At 67.3% G+C, this 13,805-nt stretch carries 15 protein-coding genes; all 15 read right to left on the reverse strand.

What is annotated here, in order from left to right; translation table 11 throughout:
* Positions 1-17 precede the first annotated feature (17 nt).
* The 15 genes from hypA to FZ983_RS23700 all read right to left on the reverse strand — a co-directional run bounded on the left by hypA (position 18) and on the right by FZ983_RS23700 (position 13,627).
* Positions 18-359: a hydrogenase maturation nickel metallochaperone HypA gene (gene hypA / locus FZ983_RS23630; RefSeq protein ID WP_149225958.1), complete on the reverse strand. Its 342-nt coding sequence runs from the start codon at positions 357-359 to the stop codon at positions 18-20.
* Positions 352-1,197, reverse strand: a complete 846-nt coding sequence (hybE, locus tag FZ983_RS23635) for a [NiFe]-hydrogenase assembly chaperone HybE (RefSeq protein WP_149225961.1) — start codon at positions 1,195-1,197, stop codon at positions 352-354. Before hybE ends, hypA begins: the two co-directional genes overlap by 8 nt.
* On the reverse strand, positions 1,194-2,063 hold the full coding sequence (locus tag FZ983_RS23640; protein ID WP_149225963.1) for a hydrogenase expression/formation protein: 870 nt from the start codon (positions 2,061-2,063) through the stop codon (positions 1,194-1,196). The genes hybE and FZ983_RS23640 overlap by 4 nt, the downstream gene beginning before the upstream one ends.
* Positions 2,060-2,488, reverse strand: a complete 429-nt coding sequence (locus tag FZ983_RS23645; protein ID WP_149225965.1) for a hydrogenase — start codon at positions 2,486-2,488, stop codon at positions 2,060-2,062. The genes FZ983_RS23640 and FZ983_RS23645 overlap by 4 nt, the downstream gene beginning before the upstream one ends.
* Positions 2,489-2,492: 4 nt before the next feature.
* Positions 2,493-2,804, reverse strand: coding sequence for a HypC/HybG/HupF family hydrogenase formation chaperone (locus FZ983_RS23650; RefSeq protein WP_149225967.1), 312 nt, complete (start codon positions 2,802-2,804; stop codon positions 2,493-2,495).
* A gap of 16 nt (positions 2,805-2,820) precedes the next feature.
* On the reverse strand, positions 2,821-3,471 hold the full coding sequence (locus FZ983_RS23655; RefSeq protein WP_149225969.1) for a HyaD/HybD family hydrogenase maturation endopeptidase: 651 nt from the start codon (positions 3,469-3,471) through the stop codon (positions 2,821-2,823).
* A gap of 213 nt (positions 3,472-3,684) precedes the next feature.
* Positions 3,685-4,977: a hypothetical protein gene (locus tag FZ983_RS23660; protein ID WP_247883945.1), complete on the reverse strand. Its 1,293-nt coding sequence runs from the start codon at positions 4,975-4,977 to the stop codon at positions 3,685-3,687.
* 637 nt (positions 4,978-5,614) lie between these two features.
* On the reverse strand, positions 5,615-5,773 hold the full coding sequence (locus FZ983_RS34270) for a hypothetical protein (RefSeq protein ID WP_188092471.1): 159 nt from the start codon (positions 5,771-5,773) through the stop codon (positions 5,615-5,617).
* Between the two features lie 174 nt (positions 5,774-5,947).
* A complete protein-coding gene (locus tag FZ983_RS23670; RefSeq protein WP_247883946.1) occupies positions 5,948-7,381 on the reverse strand; it encodes a nickel-dependent hydrogenase large subunit in 1,434 nt (477 codons plus the stop codon).
* Between the two features lie 34 nt (positions 7,382-7,415).
* On the reverse strand, positions 7,416-8,441 hold the full coding sequence (locus FZ983_RS23675; RefSeq protein WP_149225973.1) for a HupU protein: 1,026 nt from the start codon (positions 8,439-8,441) through the stop codon (positions 7,416-7,418).
* Positions 8,438-9,793, reverse strand: a complete 1,356-nt coding sequence (locus FZ983_RS23680) for an ATP-binding protein (RefSeq protein WP_149225975.1) — start codon at positions 9,791-9,793, stop codon at positions 8,438-8,440. The genes FZ983_RS23675 and FZ983_RS23680 overlap by 4 nt, the downstream gene beginning before the upstream one ends.
* 48 nt (positions 9,794-9,841) lie before the next feature.
* Complete coding sequence (locus tag FZ983_RS23685) at positions 9,842-10,051, reverse strand: DUF1656 domain-containing protein (protein ID WP_149225977.1); 210 nt, start codon at positions 10,049-10,051, stop codon at positions 9,842-9,844.
* Positions 10,048-12,147 carry an FUSC family protein gene (locus FZ983_RS23690; protein ID WP_149225979.1) on the reverse strand — a complete coding sequence of 700 codons (2,100 nt, stop codon included), beginning with the start codon at positions 12,145-12,147 and terminating at the stop codon, positions 10,048-10,050. Before FZ983_RS23690 ends, FZ983_RS23685 begins: the two co-directional genes overlap by 4 nt.
* A 10-nt stretch (positions 12,148-12,157) precedes the next feature.
* Entirely contained in the window at positions 12,158-13,087 is a 930-nt protein-coding gene (locus FZ983_RS23695; protein WP_247883947.1) for an HlyD family secretion protein, read from the reverse strand.
* Between the two features lie 87 nt (positions 13,088-13,174).
* Positions 13,175-13,627: a MarR family transcriptional regulator gene (locus FZ983_RS23700; protein ID WP_149225981.1), complete on the reverse strand. Its 453-nt coding sequence runs from the start codon at positions 13,625-13,627 to the stop codon at positions 13,175-13,177.
* Between the last annotated feature and the right edge of the window lie 178 nt (positions 13,628-13,805).

Consider the following 13,805-nt stretch of genomic DNA (forward strand, 5'->3'; position numbering starts at 1 on the left):
TCTTCATCTGGGCGACCTCATTCGACCTCGAGATCCTTGATCGTCATTTCGGTGCCGCCGTTGGGATGCAGCCGGCTGCCGCCGCAGTGTGGGCAGGGCGACAGCCGGTCGTCCAGATCCACCGTGTCGTTGCAGTCGAAGCACCAGCCGCGGCCCGGCACATCCAGCACCACCAGTTCCGCCCCGTCGGCCAGCGAGCCGCGCGTCACCACATCAAAGCCGAAGCGCAGCGCCTCCACCTCCACCCCGGCAAAGCGGCCGATCTCCAGCCGGATTTTGGTCACGCGGCTGAAGCCGTTCGCCCGCCCGGCCTCCTCCATCGCCTGGAGCAGGCTTTCGCAGAGCGCCATCTCATGCATCGGCGGCCTCTCCCGAACCCATGCCGAGCAGCGCCCGGCGGGACGGGCGAACCGGCTGCGCTGGTTCCGAAACCGCGTCCGCAGAAACCGCTTCCGGCGGCGCCAGTTCCTCCTCGCGCCGGCGCCGGATCTCGGCGGTCTGGGCGCCATCTTCGCGGATGGAGGGATCGAAGAGGGAGACCAGAGCCGCCGAGGCCGTTTCCGTCGCCTGGAGCATGGAGGCGAACTCGAACATCGGCGAGAACAGCGAGCATGCCTTGTAGGCCCCCACGCCCTTGCGGTTGGCGTGGACGAACTCGTACCGGCCGGACGGGAACTCGATCAATTCCTTGGCGCCGGGGATCAGTGTCGACCAGTCGTCTCCCTCGCCCGGCAGCAGGACGAGGTTCAGGAACCAGGGCGTCACCAGCGCGCCCAACCAGCGCTCGTCATGCCGGCGGAAGCCGACCGCTTTCACCGCCAGCGCGTCGTTGACGATGGGCAGGCCACGCATCTGCGCGGTGTGAATCTCGCGGAAGGCCGCTTCCAGCCGCGCGATGGTCTCGACCGGCTGGGCGGGCGGGACAGGGACGGACGGCGGCGACACGGCGACCGTCTCCGCCACGGCGGCTTCGCCGTCCAGCGCCATGAACTGGTCGCGTGCGCCGTCGCAGACCGGGCAGCGCCAATGACCGGGCAGGGCGGCGAAGGCCGTACCGGGCGGCACCTGCCAATGCTCGCAGCCCTCCGCCGGATCGTAGACATGCCAGCAGATCTTGCATTCCATCCGCGTCGCCGCCCCGATCCGCGTGGCGTCGCCGAGGTAGGAACCTTCGAAGCGGGAGGTGGCGGCGCTCATCGCACCCGCTCCAGATCGGTCGCTAGCGCGTCGAGGATCTCGGCCAGCCGTTCGGCGCTGTCGGCGATGTCCTCCGCCGCGGCGCAAACCACCGCCGGCACGTCGACGATCTCCACCGTGTCGAGGATCAGCGTGTCGACCGAGTTGTAGTAGCGCACCCACCAGATGTTCGGCGTCGCGGTGGCGGTGACGCGGCAATTGCCGTAGCCGCGCGACAGGATGGTGGTCGCGCCGACGCCCAGACGCTGCTCGATGAAGGCCAGGTCCTCGGGCGTGTGGGGAAGCAGGCTGAAATTCACCGCGTGGGGGCCGTCGCCGCGGCGCCATGCGGCGCTGCGGTCCAGCAGTTCGGTCAGGATCGGCTGGCCGTTCATCAGCCCGGCCGGCGCCGGCCCGGTCACAACCGGTGCAACGGCGGTAAAGGCGCGGTTCAGCGCCACCCTCGGAAAGGCGCTGATCAGCAGGCTTTCGCGCACGGCCCCGTCCCCAAAGCCACGCACGCGCCAGACGCCGGCCAGCGACGCCTCCTGAATCTCCAGCCGGTCGCCGGCGCGGTCGACCTTCACCGCCACCTCGCCTTCGCCCAGCGCCTCGTCCACCAGGGCCAGAACCGGGGCGTCGAGATCGTCGACCGGAATGCGGATTTCCTCGCCCGCCGACCAGCCGGCCAGCGCCTGATGAATGCGGACCAGCACCGCGCGTGCCGCCGCGGCGCGAGCAGGGTCGGCGACCTCCGGCACATGCGGTTCGTAGACGCGCATGCCCGACGGCATCGGCAGATATTCCAGTCCTTCCTCGGTCGCGTCGGGCTGGCTGCCGGGGCCGAAGCCGACCGGCGGGTGGGTCATGCCGAACAGGGAGGTCATGCCGCACCGCCTTCCGAAGCGCCTTCCAGAATCTCGCCGATCCGCCGCAGGTAGTCGTCCCAGTCGCGCACGCGCGGAATGCTGCCCAGCAGCCGGTCGCCGCGCAGGAAGACCAGGGCCGGCAGGCTCATCATACCGGTCAGCGCCAGGATCGCGCGCTCCGCCGCCTCGCCCGCCACCGCCGGGGTCAGGCGCGGGTGCAGTGCGCGGACCAGTTCCGGCAGGATGACGGCAACGTCGGCGGTCTCCGCATTGCCCTTGCCATGGCCGGGCAGGAAGACCACCCAATCCTTGGCCGGCTCTTTCAGCCAGGGGCGGTCGTCGGCATGGTCGAGCCGCGGATAACCATGGACGTCGGTCAGCAGATCGACCAGCGGCGGCAAGGGCAGGCGCGGTTTGACGAGCGCGGGTGCAAGGTCGGTCATGGCGTCAGGCCTCCGTCAGGCCAGCCGCACGGGCCGCCTCCAGGTGGGGGGGAAGGGTCGGTTCGCGGCTGGTCAGGTCGGCGAAGGCACTGTCCAGTGCTTCCCCGTCCAGCGCCGCGGCCATCGCCGCCAGCGCATCGAGGATCTGCGCCGCCTCCTCGGGCGCCAGCAGCCGGCGGGCGGCGCCCAGGAAGCCGAGCACCCAGTCGCCGGAACAGGCCTCCGGGACCAGCGACAGGTCGATGGCGGATCCGTCCTCCGCCCGGCCTACGATCCCGTCGACGGCGGTCAAGCGCAGGGGAATGCCGATGCACATGCTGGCCGCGCTCCCGTCAGGATGCCGTGGCGGACAGCGCCGCCAGAATGCGGGGATCGCCGATGCGGCAGGCATCCTCGGCGCTGGGCCGGCCGCCCTCATAGGCGTCGCGGGCGATGGCCGGGGCGGCAATGTCGGCAGCGGCGTCCCGGTGTACGCCCTCCACGCCGAATTCGCCGCGCAACAGTTGCAGAATGACGTCGATGGTGGGGGCGACCTGGGCGGCGACGGTATCGGTCAGGCCGCCGCCGTAATCCTCCAGGCATTCCGGCTGGACCCCGACGAGGATCAGCTTTTCCGGGCAGCGGCCAAGGAACATGGCGCTGGCCAGCACCTCCTGAAACCCGGTCTGGTGCAGGCTCATCTTCTTGGCGCCCAGGAAGGCCGGCACGTCGTCACCATGGAAGACCCGGCGGGTGCCCGGCGGCAGGCCGTAGTCGATGGCGTCGACCACGATCAGCGCGTCGGCATTCTCCAGATGCGGCAGCAGATACAGCCCCTGGGTTCCGCCATCCATCAGCGTGACGGTGTCGGGAAACCGCCAATCGGCGGCGAGACGTTCCACGGTGCGGACACCGAAGCCCTCGTCGGCCCACAGGATGTTGCCGATGCCCAACACCAGGATTCGCGCTGCTTCGCGACCGCCGCCGCACCCCGTTCCGTCCATTCCCTTGCCCCGGCATAGCCACATACAGCGGCACCCTGCCGCCGCGGCTTGTTCGTACAAGTTCCATGCCAGGATCGGCCACACGGCCAGCCCGTTGATCAGCCTACATATTTCCCCACGCATCGCTCGGCAGGTCAGCGATTGTGGACATCAACATTACAGCATGCCTGGAAAGTGGCAACTGACTTGCCAGTCTGGCTGGATGGTTGCCGATCAGCGCCGACGCGTCAGTTTTGCCGATCGCTGTATCAACTCGCGCTCGGTCACATGCTTCATATGCTCAGGAACGTCGATTTCCCCACCGATCAGCGGACCGGCGACGTATGAAGCGCCTGCATCCCCGGCCACCCGCAGCATCGCTGCCGTTCGGATGCCGTCGACGAAGAACAGCATGCCATGTCGGCGCACATGGGCCCCGAGACTGTTGATGCGGTTGGCCGCCCGCGTCTCCGGTTCACCGGGCTGGATGGTCACCCCCAGACCACGGACGCCCGCCTGCGCGAAGGCTGCGAGGTTCGGTGTGCCATCGTCGATCAGCACGAGGATCGCGCGGCAATAAGACTTCAGGACGGTCGTGATCTCGGCCACGCGACCGTATGGCACCCCAGGCGGGACCCCGTGCAAGACGAAAACCATGAAAGGTCGGAGGTGAACAGGAATTTCATGACAAACGGAAATATATTCCCGCCGGTAGCGACCGACCGAAAGCGTTGAAAAGCCAACGGTCACATTCTGCATATAGCGGAAGCTGTTCTGATATAGCTCCCCATATATCTCGACAGACCGGCGCAGAACCTCGACATCCGCTTCGAACATGTGCTCTTCATAACGCATCTCGTCGGTGGACAATGCGCCGAGGAGTCTCTTCGTCGCGCCATCGGGGTGACAGACATAGGTGGACAGAACCTTGTGCGATACGTCGAAGACCGGACGGAAACAGATGTCGGGCCGGAAAGCCTCCAACTCGGAAGCCACCGTTGCGCCAACCGGACGACCCTCCCCCACCTCCGTGATGGATGGTGGCGAGGCGGCGCTCTGCTGCAACAGGCTCGCCATCAGCTGATCGAGCGACTTCTCTTCGACGACCAGATGTCCATCGATCTCGGTCACGATGCTGCGTACGGCTATCCGGCTGGTATCCGCGCTTCCCAACATGAGCCGATGGAGTTCGGCAACGATCCGGCCGGAGACGAGTTCACCGGCCTGCCGGTCCAATGTGGCGAAAACAACCAGATAGTTCGCTTCATCGGCACGCAGCCAGACATCGGATGGCCCCATATGCCGGACAAGCAACCGTTCGGTCTGGTCATGAACACGCGCTTTGACACTGCCCCAGCGGTCACCGAGCTCTGTCCGCAGCGCACTCAGGCCGATCAATTGGATGGAGCCGGCGGCATGACGATCTCCGCCGGCCAGCAGGTGCCGCAGCCGCACTATCGTCTGCGAAGGGATCGCAACGGACTCTTCAGCGCAGCTTTCCGGTTTGACGGGTGTCTGTTCTGTCATGGCAGCAACCTCCTCTTCCGGAGCCGAAGACTTCGGTCATCGGCTTGGCTCTCTGAATGAATCCGGATGCGTGTTGTCCTGGATAGGGTGCTTCGAGATCAAAAATTCCACGGATCAGGAAGGCATTTTTCAAGACATATCGAAGAACAGCTGATTGTGAATAGGTTCGAGGATGTGGGTTCATTCTCTGGCTTCGGCGGTCATGGATATTCTCGCAGACACTCCCTAAAGAATCCCAGAGGGATGGCATAAGTGAAAACCTGTATCGCGCCGCATCAATTATTGGAGCACATTGCTTCTGCAGAGGGTCACGAGCAGGCTCAGACACTCCCCGGATACCGGCGCATTCCGATGCCATGCCCTGTTGGCGGGTGGCAGCCATTGTTCGCAGGATCGGAACGGTGAAACCGGAAACCCGGCATTTTTCCCGGACCGGCAACGGCTTAAAACCTCTCCCATCAGAACGCATCTTCCAATCCGATGGAGGTCGGCATGGCCCGGCTGGTTTCACTCCTAATGTTTGTCGGCATCATGTCCTATGCGACATTCATCATCTCCTAACCGCCATCTCCCAGGACAGAGTCCAGCCCCCAACAAAGCGAAGGCCGCTCCACCGAGCGGCCTTCTCCTTTCATTCCTATGCCTCGTCGTACCCGGCTTCCCGAGTTTGCCCCTCGCGGTCGCTCGCCTTTTCTGAGCCGGTCCGCTTTCCATCGTTCGCAGTCGATGGCGTCTCCGGCACCTGCTTGTTGGCCTCACCCTGGACGGGCTGGTCTTCGGTTGGCTTGTCGCTCATGACGCTCTCCAAGATCGGTTGTCCGACTCCAACAGGCCCTACCCAAGTTCATCCCCAACTTGTTCGTATCCGGCTGGCGGCACGCGATTGGCCATGGTCCGCCGAGCGCTGTTGCATGAATTTTGACAATTTTTGAGAGTCGCGCAGTAAACCTTTGATTTTCCTACTAATTTTTCAATGCACCGTGCAGACCATGCATGGATCGAAGGATCGCACGATGTGCTGCACCGACAGCGGCGTGCGCTCTCCCTCCTGCACCGGTGCGCCGACGAGAGCCTGTTCCAGCGGGCCGGGAACACCGTCGAGGTCGCGGGGGGAAAAGTTCCAGGTCGTGGGGGCGATGATCTGGTAACCGGCGATGCGCCCGCGCTCCACCCGCAGCCAGTGGCCGAGCGCACCGCGCGCCGCCTCGGTCAGACCCACCGCCTGGGCGCTGTCCGGCATCTCCGCCGTCGCGCACCAGGGGCCGTTGAGCTCGATGGCGCGCAGCCAGCCTTCCATGGCGCGAGTCGTCCGGGCCAGTTCCAGCAGGCGGGCGACCACCCGGCTGCGCACCGATCCGCCATCCTGCGCCACCAACGCCCGGATCAGCGGATGGCCGTCCACCAGTTGCCGCGCAATGGCTCCGGTCTCATAAGGAAGGCCGGCCAGCCGCGGCGCCTTGCACCAGCTGTATCCCTCCTGGTCCTCGCCGTCCGGCACGGTCGATCCGGCAAAGGGTGGGTGGGGGCGGTCCTGCCCCCCCATGCGGCTGAAGCGGTGATGCTCGGCCACCTGATCGGGGTCGAAGGCGGCGTCCCGGCCGTCTGCAAAGGTGCCGCGGCGGTAGAGATGCCCACCGTCGGCCTCCGGATAGGCGCCGTGGCTGAGAAACCGGCCATAGGCGCGACCGAGATGAGCGAGGTCGAGATCCTCTGCGATCTCCAGGAACAGGCGGAAGTCGCCGGCCGGGCCGGAAAGACGCCAGCGTTCCAGATCCTCCGGCGCCGCAAGCTCCAGAACGCGGTCCAGCGGGGCGCCGAACAGGCTATCCTCAAGAAAGCGGCGGAAGGCGCCGACGGTGGCGAGCAGCCGCACCCGGTCGCGGGCATCCGCCGCGCGGGTCACGCCGCCGGGCTGGAGCGTCAGCGTGTGCGGCCACTTGCCGCCCAGGATGCCCAGCACATGGAACAGGTCCGCCCGCGCCGCGGTGGCACCGCGCACGGCACTGCCCTGCGCCGCCTTGAAGCGCGCCTCCGCCCGCTCGAACCATGGGCGGCCTTCATAGGCGGGCCGGGCGAAGTCGGGCATGAAGAACAGGTGGAAATGGGTCAGGTGATCGGCGGCATTCTCCGTCGCCGTCATCAGGTTGGTCGCCAGCACGCCGTTGCGCGGCACCTCCACCCCGATGGCGGCGGCAAGCGCAAGCGCCGCCGCATGGCTTTGCGAGACGGAGCAGATGCCGCAGATGCGCGGCGCCACCACCAGCGCGTCCATCGGGTCGCGCCCCTCCAGAATGCGCTCGAACCCGCGGAACAGGGGGGAGTTCACAAAGGCGGCGGAAACACGTCCGCCGTCGATCTCAAGCTTTACCTCAAGATCGCCCTCTACCCGATTGAAAGGACCCACGATCAGGCGTCGTTTCGGCTCTTCGCTCACCGGCTCAGCCTTTCCGGGTGGGGCGGACGGTGGGCGGCACGACGATGCGGTCGGCGGCGGCATTGCGGCGCACCCGTTCCGGCGTCGCCGCCTTGGCGAGGGAGGCCAGCGCCACGAACCACGCCTTCGGCATGTCGGTCGGCAGGCCGATGGGGATGCCGGCGAATTTCGGGGTCTGCTGGAACGGATGCCCCGGCTCCTCGAAGCCCGGTGCGGTGCAGTTGATGCAGGCGGAGCCGCCGCGGGTGCAGGATCCCTCGCCGTTCCACAGGCGGGTGTTGCAGTCGGCATGCGCCTGGGTGCCCAGGCAACCGAGATGCTCCATCAGGCAGCCGAGGTCCGACGGCTTCTCCGCGCTCGCCTTGTATTCGTAATACTCGTTGCGCGGGCAGCCATGGTGAACCAGATGGTCGGCGTAGAAACGAGGGCGCTGGTAGACGTCCAGATCCTCAGGCCGCAAGGCATCCTCGGCCAGCAGCATCAGCGTTTCCGTCACCCAGTTGGGATGGGTCGGGCAACCGGCGACATTCACCACCGGCAGGCCACCCCGCGCGCGGAACTCTCCGCCCAGCGCCCCGCCACGTTGCGTCCCCTCATATTGCAGGCCGCAGGCATCGGCGATGTTCTCGCCGCCCGCGGTGATGCCGCCATAGGCCGCACAGGTGCCGACGGCCAGCACGGTGCCGGCGACGGCGGCCAGTTTGCGCGCCCAGTCGATGGTCGGCCGGCCGGTCCCCGCCAGCACATGGAATCGTCCGGTGCCGTTGGGCCCGCGCAGCAACGATCCCTCCACGCACAGCACGTCCAGCGGCTCCGCCCCGGACAGGATGCGCTCGAACAGATCCAGCGCCTCCGCCCCGGTTTCCTCGGACAGGCTGGGGTGCCAGAGCAGGCGGATGCCGGCCGTCTCGAACAGCGCCATCAGATCCGGGGATTCGGCGCAGAGCAGCGACATTGTGCAGCCGCCGCAGCCGCCCGATTGCAGCCACAGCACCGACAGCGGACGCTCTCTTCGCACCTGATCGGTCATCGCGCGGCTCCTTCCTTGCGCCCGGCCGCCGGCAGGGTCAGGGTGAACAGCGCCCCGCCATCCGGATGGTTGGCGGCGGCCAGCGCGCCGCCATGGTCGCGCACCAGCTGGTAGCTGATCGACAGGCCGAGCCCGGTGCCCTTGCCGACCGGCTTGGTGGTGAAGAAGGGGTCGAAGACCCGGCCCAGGATCGCATCTGGAATGCCGTGGCCGGTGTCGCGGATGGTGACGACGACCTCCCCGGCCTCCTCCCTGCCATGCAGTTCCAGCCGTTTGAGCGTAGAACCGGCCATGGCGTCGATGGCGTTCTGGACGAGGTTCATGGCGACCTGATGCAGGTGGCCGGGATGACCGGCGATCTCCAGCGTCTCCGGCAGGTCGAAGACGACAGTCAGATCCGGCATCTGCGCCTTCGCCACCCAGGTCACGGCGGACCGAAGAAGTGCCGTTAGATCAAAGCGTTCCGAGGCGTGCTTCTGTTCCGACGAGAAGCGGCGCAGCTCCGCCACGATGTCGCGCACCCGCTCCGTCCCCTCCAGCATGCCGTCCAGCGTCGCCGCCGCGTCGGCGCGGGCGCGGTCGATGCGCAGCTCCTTGCGCAGGGCCGCCAGTTCGGTAGCGCCGGCGCCCTCATGCACGCGGTCGAGATAGGCGGTCAGCCGGTCGACATAACGGCGCATGGCATGGGCGTTGCCGTAGACGAAGGAGATCGGGTTGTTCAACTCATGCGCCACGCCGGCGACCAGCCGGCCGAGCGAGGCCATCTTTTCCGAATGGACCAGCTGCTGCTGGGTCTGCTTCAGCCCCTCATGGGCGGAGGCGAGGTCGCGGTAGGCGCGGCGCAGTTCCCCGATCGGCCGGCCGACCAGCACCAGCCCAATGGCGTGACCGCGCTGGTCGTAGCGCACCGTGCTGTTGACCGCGACGGGGAAAGGGCCGGTCTGCCCCCGCAGAGACAGCTCCACGTCGCTGCCACCTTCGCGCTGGAGGGCGGCGCTGCACAGCCGGGCGAAGGCGGGGTGGGAGGCGGGGTCGAGGAAGTCGCGCAACAGGCGGCCGGTCAGTTCCCGCCCGGTGCAACCGAGCGCCCGCTCGGCCGCCGGGTTGGTCTGCTCGATCCGGCCGTCGCGGTCGCAGGCGATCAGCACGTCCGTCATCGAGCCGAGGACGCTGGCGATGAAGGCCTGCGCCTCCTCCAGCTCGGCATTCTTGCGCTCCAGTTCCACCTGCTGCGACACCAGATTGGCGTAAGTCTCGTCCATCTTCCGGATCACTTCGATCCAGGCGCTCTCGGCGTCCGCATCGGGCAGCATGCCGGGAATGGAAAAGGGCTGCGACAGGGGGGCGGTCATGGGGCGCAGCCTAGCATGCTCCGCCCGCTTTGGGTGTGGTGGATTTCGTCAGGAGGTCCAGACCGACCACAGCCCGGCAAGGCCGCTCAGCACCAGCACATAAAGCGCGAAGTCGAACAGCGGCGGGTGCCAGACCCAGCCATAGGCGCCGACCGCGCGCAACCCCCGGCGCAGCAGCGCCGACACCGCCCAGGCCACGACGGCCAGCACCAGAAGCGGGGGAAGGAACAGGCCGTAGACGTCGATCTCGCCGATCATGCGCGTGCCCTTTCAGGAAAATGCGTTTCGTCCGTCGGCCGTGGGTCACCGACTGCGGCATCGGGAAACAGGCTGCGCCGCAAGGACGCCAGCGCCACCACCGCCCGGTCGCGTTCGGGGCAGTGCGGCGCGGTGCCGACCGCCGACAGCAGTTCGTCCATGCTGCCCAGCAGTTCGGCCGGGGCCGGATCGGGACGCTTGGCCGACAGCGCGCGGAAATGGGCGGCGACGCCGCGCAGAAGCCGGTCCAGCACCGGCCCGGCCGCGACACCCAGCACCGGCCGGACCCGCTGAAGCTCCACCACGTTCAGCCCGACCCGCAGGTCGCGCACCGCGTCGATGGCGTCCACATCCACCGATCCGCCGGCCTGCGCCAGCCGGGCGGACAGCAGCCCGACGCGGTCCAGCATGCGGCTTTCGAAGCCATCGGCTGCCGGCACCGTCCTGCGTCCGGCCAGATCGGCGATCTCGCGCCAGCCGACATGCAGAAGGCGCCGGGCGCTCCAGGCGGCGCCGACTGACCGGCACAAACGGGTGACCAGCATTGCGGTGACGATGCCGACGATCTGCCCGGCGCTGCTGTTCAGGAAGGAGGCGAAATCGCCGGTCCCGGTGTCGAGCAGGCTGAGCGAACCGCCGACGCCGAAGATCAGCGCCATCGCCTTGCCCATCGCCGCCGGCCGGGCGACGAACACGCCCAACGTCACCAACGTCGGCGCTAGGCAGAGGGCCAGGATCGGAAAGCTGTCGAAGGACGGCAGCACCACCAGCAGATAGAAGGCCGACAGCGGCATGGAGGCCAGCGTATAGACCAGGAACAGGCGGATGCCCGGCACCGGATCGTCGAAGGACGCGAAGAAGCAGGTGAAGACCGCCACCATCATCGCCGCCACCGAGCCGGACGACCAGCCTGTCAGGATCCAGAAGGCGCAGATGACGGTGATCCCCAGCAGCGCCGCCGCTGCCGACCACAGGGCCATGCCATGGTCGAGGTGGAAGACGCCGCGCGACCGCTTGCGCGCCAACGGATCCAGATGGTCGGGCAGGGCGTGGTCGCCGGATGCGATGTGCGCCCGGAGATCCCGACAATCGCGGTGGATTTCCACCAGCGACCGCAGGCGCCGGATCAAGCTGAAGCGGGTGGCGGCCTCCCAATCACCGGCCGAGTCCGCGGCTTCCTCCGCCGCGAGCCTGTCGAGCCAGCCGGTCAGCCGCTCGGCCTCCGCCGGATCGGCACCGGCCCCGGCGGCGATCCAGTCGCGCACCGCGGTCAACACGGGGGCCACATCCGGCGGCAGCGTACCGTCCGCCCGGCGCAGTGCGATCAGCCGGTCCTGAACCGCGGTCAGCACCGGCAGCAGATACACCATCCGGTCCTGCAAGGCCCGCATCGGCCGGGTCATCCAGCGCAGGTCGGAGGTGTCGTAAGGCAGGTGGGTGGTCATCACCCGCAACTCGGTCAGGTCGCTCGCCATCTTGTGACGGTCGCGCAGGCGGGCGTCGATCTCCGCCCCGTCCAATGCGTCGAGCGTCCAGCGCTCCGCATCGCGCAGCGCCGCGTCGAGCTTGCCGAGCAGCACCGGACCCAAGCCCCGCGGCAGCACCACGCTGTGGATGACGGTGGCGCAGACGATGCCCAGGATGATCTCCTCCACCCGGGCGAGGCCGGTGTCGAAGATCGCCTCTGGATTGGCGACGCCGGGGAAGACGATCAGCCCGGCGGTGTAACCGGCCAGCATGAAGACGTAGCTGCGCGGCGTACGGTCCAACAGCGAGACGAACAGGCAACCGCCGACCCACAGCCCGACCGCCAGCGACAGCAGTTCCGGCGCGTTGATCAGTTCCACCGTCAGGATGATGGAGGCGATGCTGCCGATCACCGTGCCGACGACGCGGTACACAGCCTTGGACCGAACCGTTCCCGACAGCGGGCTCGACACCACATAGGCGGTCAGCATCGCCCAGAAGGGGCGCGGCAACCCCATGCCGAAGGCGATGTAGAGCGCCAGCATCGAGGCCGCGAAGGACTTCAGGGAGAAGACCAGCTCGTTGAAGGTCGGCGCCGGGGGCAGGGAGAGGGCAGGGGGCTTTTGCATCGTAATGCGCTCACCGCTCCGCCGGCAGCCCGGCGACCTTCGGCGCAGGGGCGGGAGTGCCATCCGGAGCGCTGACGACCGACACCGTCGCGGTGCGTCCGGCCACCAGTTGAACCGACTCCGGAACCTCCTCCAGCACGATGCGCACGGGAATCCGCTGGGCCAGCCGCACCCAGTTGAAGGTCGGGTTGACGTTGGCGACCAGCCCGGTGCCTTCCGCCCGGTCGCGGTCGACGATGGCGCGGGTGATGCTGTCGATCCGCCCGCGCAGTTCGGCATCCGTCCCCATGATCCGCACGGAAACCGGCGCCCCGGCATGGATGCGCTGCAGCTTCGTCTCCTCGAAATAACCCATGACGTAGAAGGAATGCCGGTCGATCAGTGCAACCACCGCCTGCCCGGCAGCAACGTAATTGCCGGTCTTCAGCTGAAGGTTGGTCACATAGCCGTCGACCGTCGCCTTCACCTCCGTCCGCTCCAGGTTGAAGCGGGCGAGATCGAGCGCGGCTTCGGCCTGTTTGGTGGCTGCGGCGGCCTTGGCCATCGCCGCCATCACCTCCTGCCGCTGGGCGGTGGAGACGACGTTGTTGCCCAGCTGCTCGTAACGATGGGCCTCGGCACCGCGGTAGGACTGCTCCGCCCTCGCGCTGTCGAGATTGGCCTGGGCCTGCTCCACCGCCAGCCGGTAGCGGCCGGGGTCGACGACGAACAGCACGTCGCCCTTATGGACCGGCTGGTTGTCGGACACCCGGACGTCGGTGACCAGCCCGGCGACGTCGGGCGACACCTGCACGATGTCGGCACGGACGCGGCCGTCGCGGGTCCAGGGCTCGTTCATGTAATAGTCCCACAGCCACAGGCCGCCGCCGACCGCCGCCACGGTGATCAGCAGGGTCACGGCGATCCGGGCCACGGCCCGCAAGGAAGGCAGGAAAGTCACAGTCTTGGTTCCTCAATCACCGCACCGATCGGACCGGAGGCACAGCGCGAGCAAGAGCGCCGCCGCACCACCGGGATCGCGCCGCGGTCAGGTCTGTTCGCGCTTGGCGTTGGTTTCGATGGTGGCGAGCACGCGGTAGCAGGCCTCCACGTCGGCGTCCGTCACGTTCGCCATCAGGCGCTGGCGGACGTCGTTCAACGCTTCGTTCACCTGCGCCAACAGCTGACGGCCGGCGTCGGTCATGTGCAGGGTTTTCGCCCGCCGATCGCAGGCATCCTCCCGCCGTTCGACCAGCCCCGCGGCCTCCAGCCCGTCGAGCAGCCGGACGAGCGACGGTCCTTCGACCGCCATCTCCTCCGCCAGTTCCCGCTGGCGCAACCCGTCGCCGAGTTCGGCCAGCAGCATCAGCGGCGTAATCGCCGAGCTGGAGAATCCGCTGTCCGCCAACACCCTGTTCGCCGCCCGCCGCCACAGATGGGAGGCGCGGAACAGGTGCAGGCCGAAATTGGGAGGAAGGCGCAGAGGCTTATCTTGTAGCATGGCTATTTAATAGGTTTGCTATCTATTTTCGACAAGTGGCCACGGTGCTGCGATGTCCCGATCTGGCGCATGGCTGGTTTGAGGAAGCGCATAGAATTTTCCATAACTGATTTTATGTGCCTGCCCCGTGTAGGCGCAAAGCTAAAATGTCAGTCCAGCGCAACATAGAAGCGTCAGT

It is taken from the genome of Azospirillum sp. B21 (assembly GCF_008364825.1).
Lineage (GTDB): Bacteria > Pseudomonadota > Alphaproteobacteria > Azospirillales > Azospirillaceae > Azospirillum.

Excerpts from the sequence above, each read along its gene's own strand:
- FZ983_RS23680 (WP_149225975.1), bottom strand. The coding sequence starts at position 9,793 with ATGACCGCCCCCCTGTCGCAGCCCTTTTCCATTCCCGGCATGCTGCCC.
- FZ983_RS23700 (WP_149225981.1), bottom strand. The coding sequence starts at position 13,627 with ATGCTACAAGATAAGCCTCTGCGCCTTCCTCCCAATTTCGGCCTGCAC.
- FZ983_RS23675 (WP_149225973.1), bottom strand. The coding sequence starts at position 8,441 with ATGACCGATCAGGTGCGAAGAGAGCGTCCGCTGTCGGTGCTGTGGCTG.
- FZ983_RS23655 (WP_149225969.1), bottom strand. The coding sequence starts at position 3,471 with ATGGACGGAACGGGGTGCGGCGGCGGTCGCGAAGCAGCGCGAATCCTG.
- FZ983_RS23650 (WP_149225967.1), bottom strand. The coding sequence starts at position 2,804 with ATGTGCATCGGCATTCCCCTGCGCTTGACCGCCGTCGACGGGATCGTA.
- FZ983_RS23685 (WP_149225977.1), bottom strand. The coding sequence starts at position 10,051 with ATGATCGGCGAGATCGACGTCTACGGCCTGTTCCTTCCCCCGCTTCTG.
- FZ983_RS23690 (WP_149225979.1), bottom strand. The coding sequence starts at position 12,147 with ATGCAAAAGCCCCCTGCCCTCTCCCTGCCCCCGGCGCCGACCTTCAAC.
- FZ983_RS34270 (WP_188092471.1), bottom strand. The coding sequence starts at position 5,773 with ATGAGCGACAAGCCAACCGAAGACCAGCCCGTCCAGGGTGAGGCCAAC.
- FZ983_RS23645 (WP_149225965.1), bottom strand. The coding sequence starts at position 2,488 with ATGACCGACCTTGCACCCGCGCTCGTCAAACCGCGCCTGCCCTTGCCG.
- FZ983_RS23660 (WP_247883945.1), bottom strand. The coding sequence starts at position 4,977 with ATGACAGAACAGACACCCGTCAAACCGGAAAGCTGCGCTGAAGAGTCC.
- hypA (WP_149225958.1), bottom strand. The coding sequence starts at position 359 with ATGCATGAGATGGCGCTCTGCGAAAGCCTGCTCCAGGCGATGGAGGAG.
- hybE (WP_149225961.1), bottom strand. The coding sequence starts at position 1,197 with ATGAGCGCCGCCACCTCCCGCTTCGAAGGTTCCTACCTCGGCGACGCC.
- FZ983_RS23640 (WP_149225963.1), bottom strand. The coding sequence starts at position 2,063 with ATGACCTCCCTGTTCGGCATGACCCACCCGCCGGTCGGCTTCGGCCCC.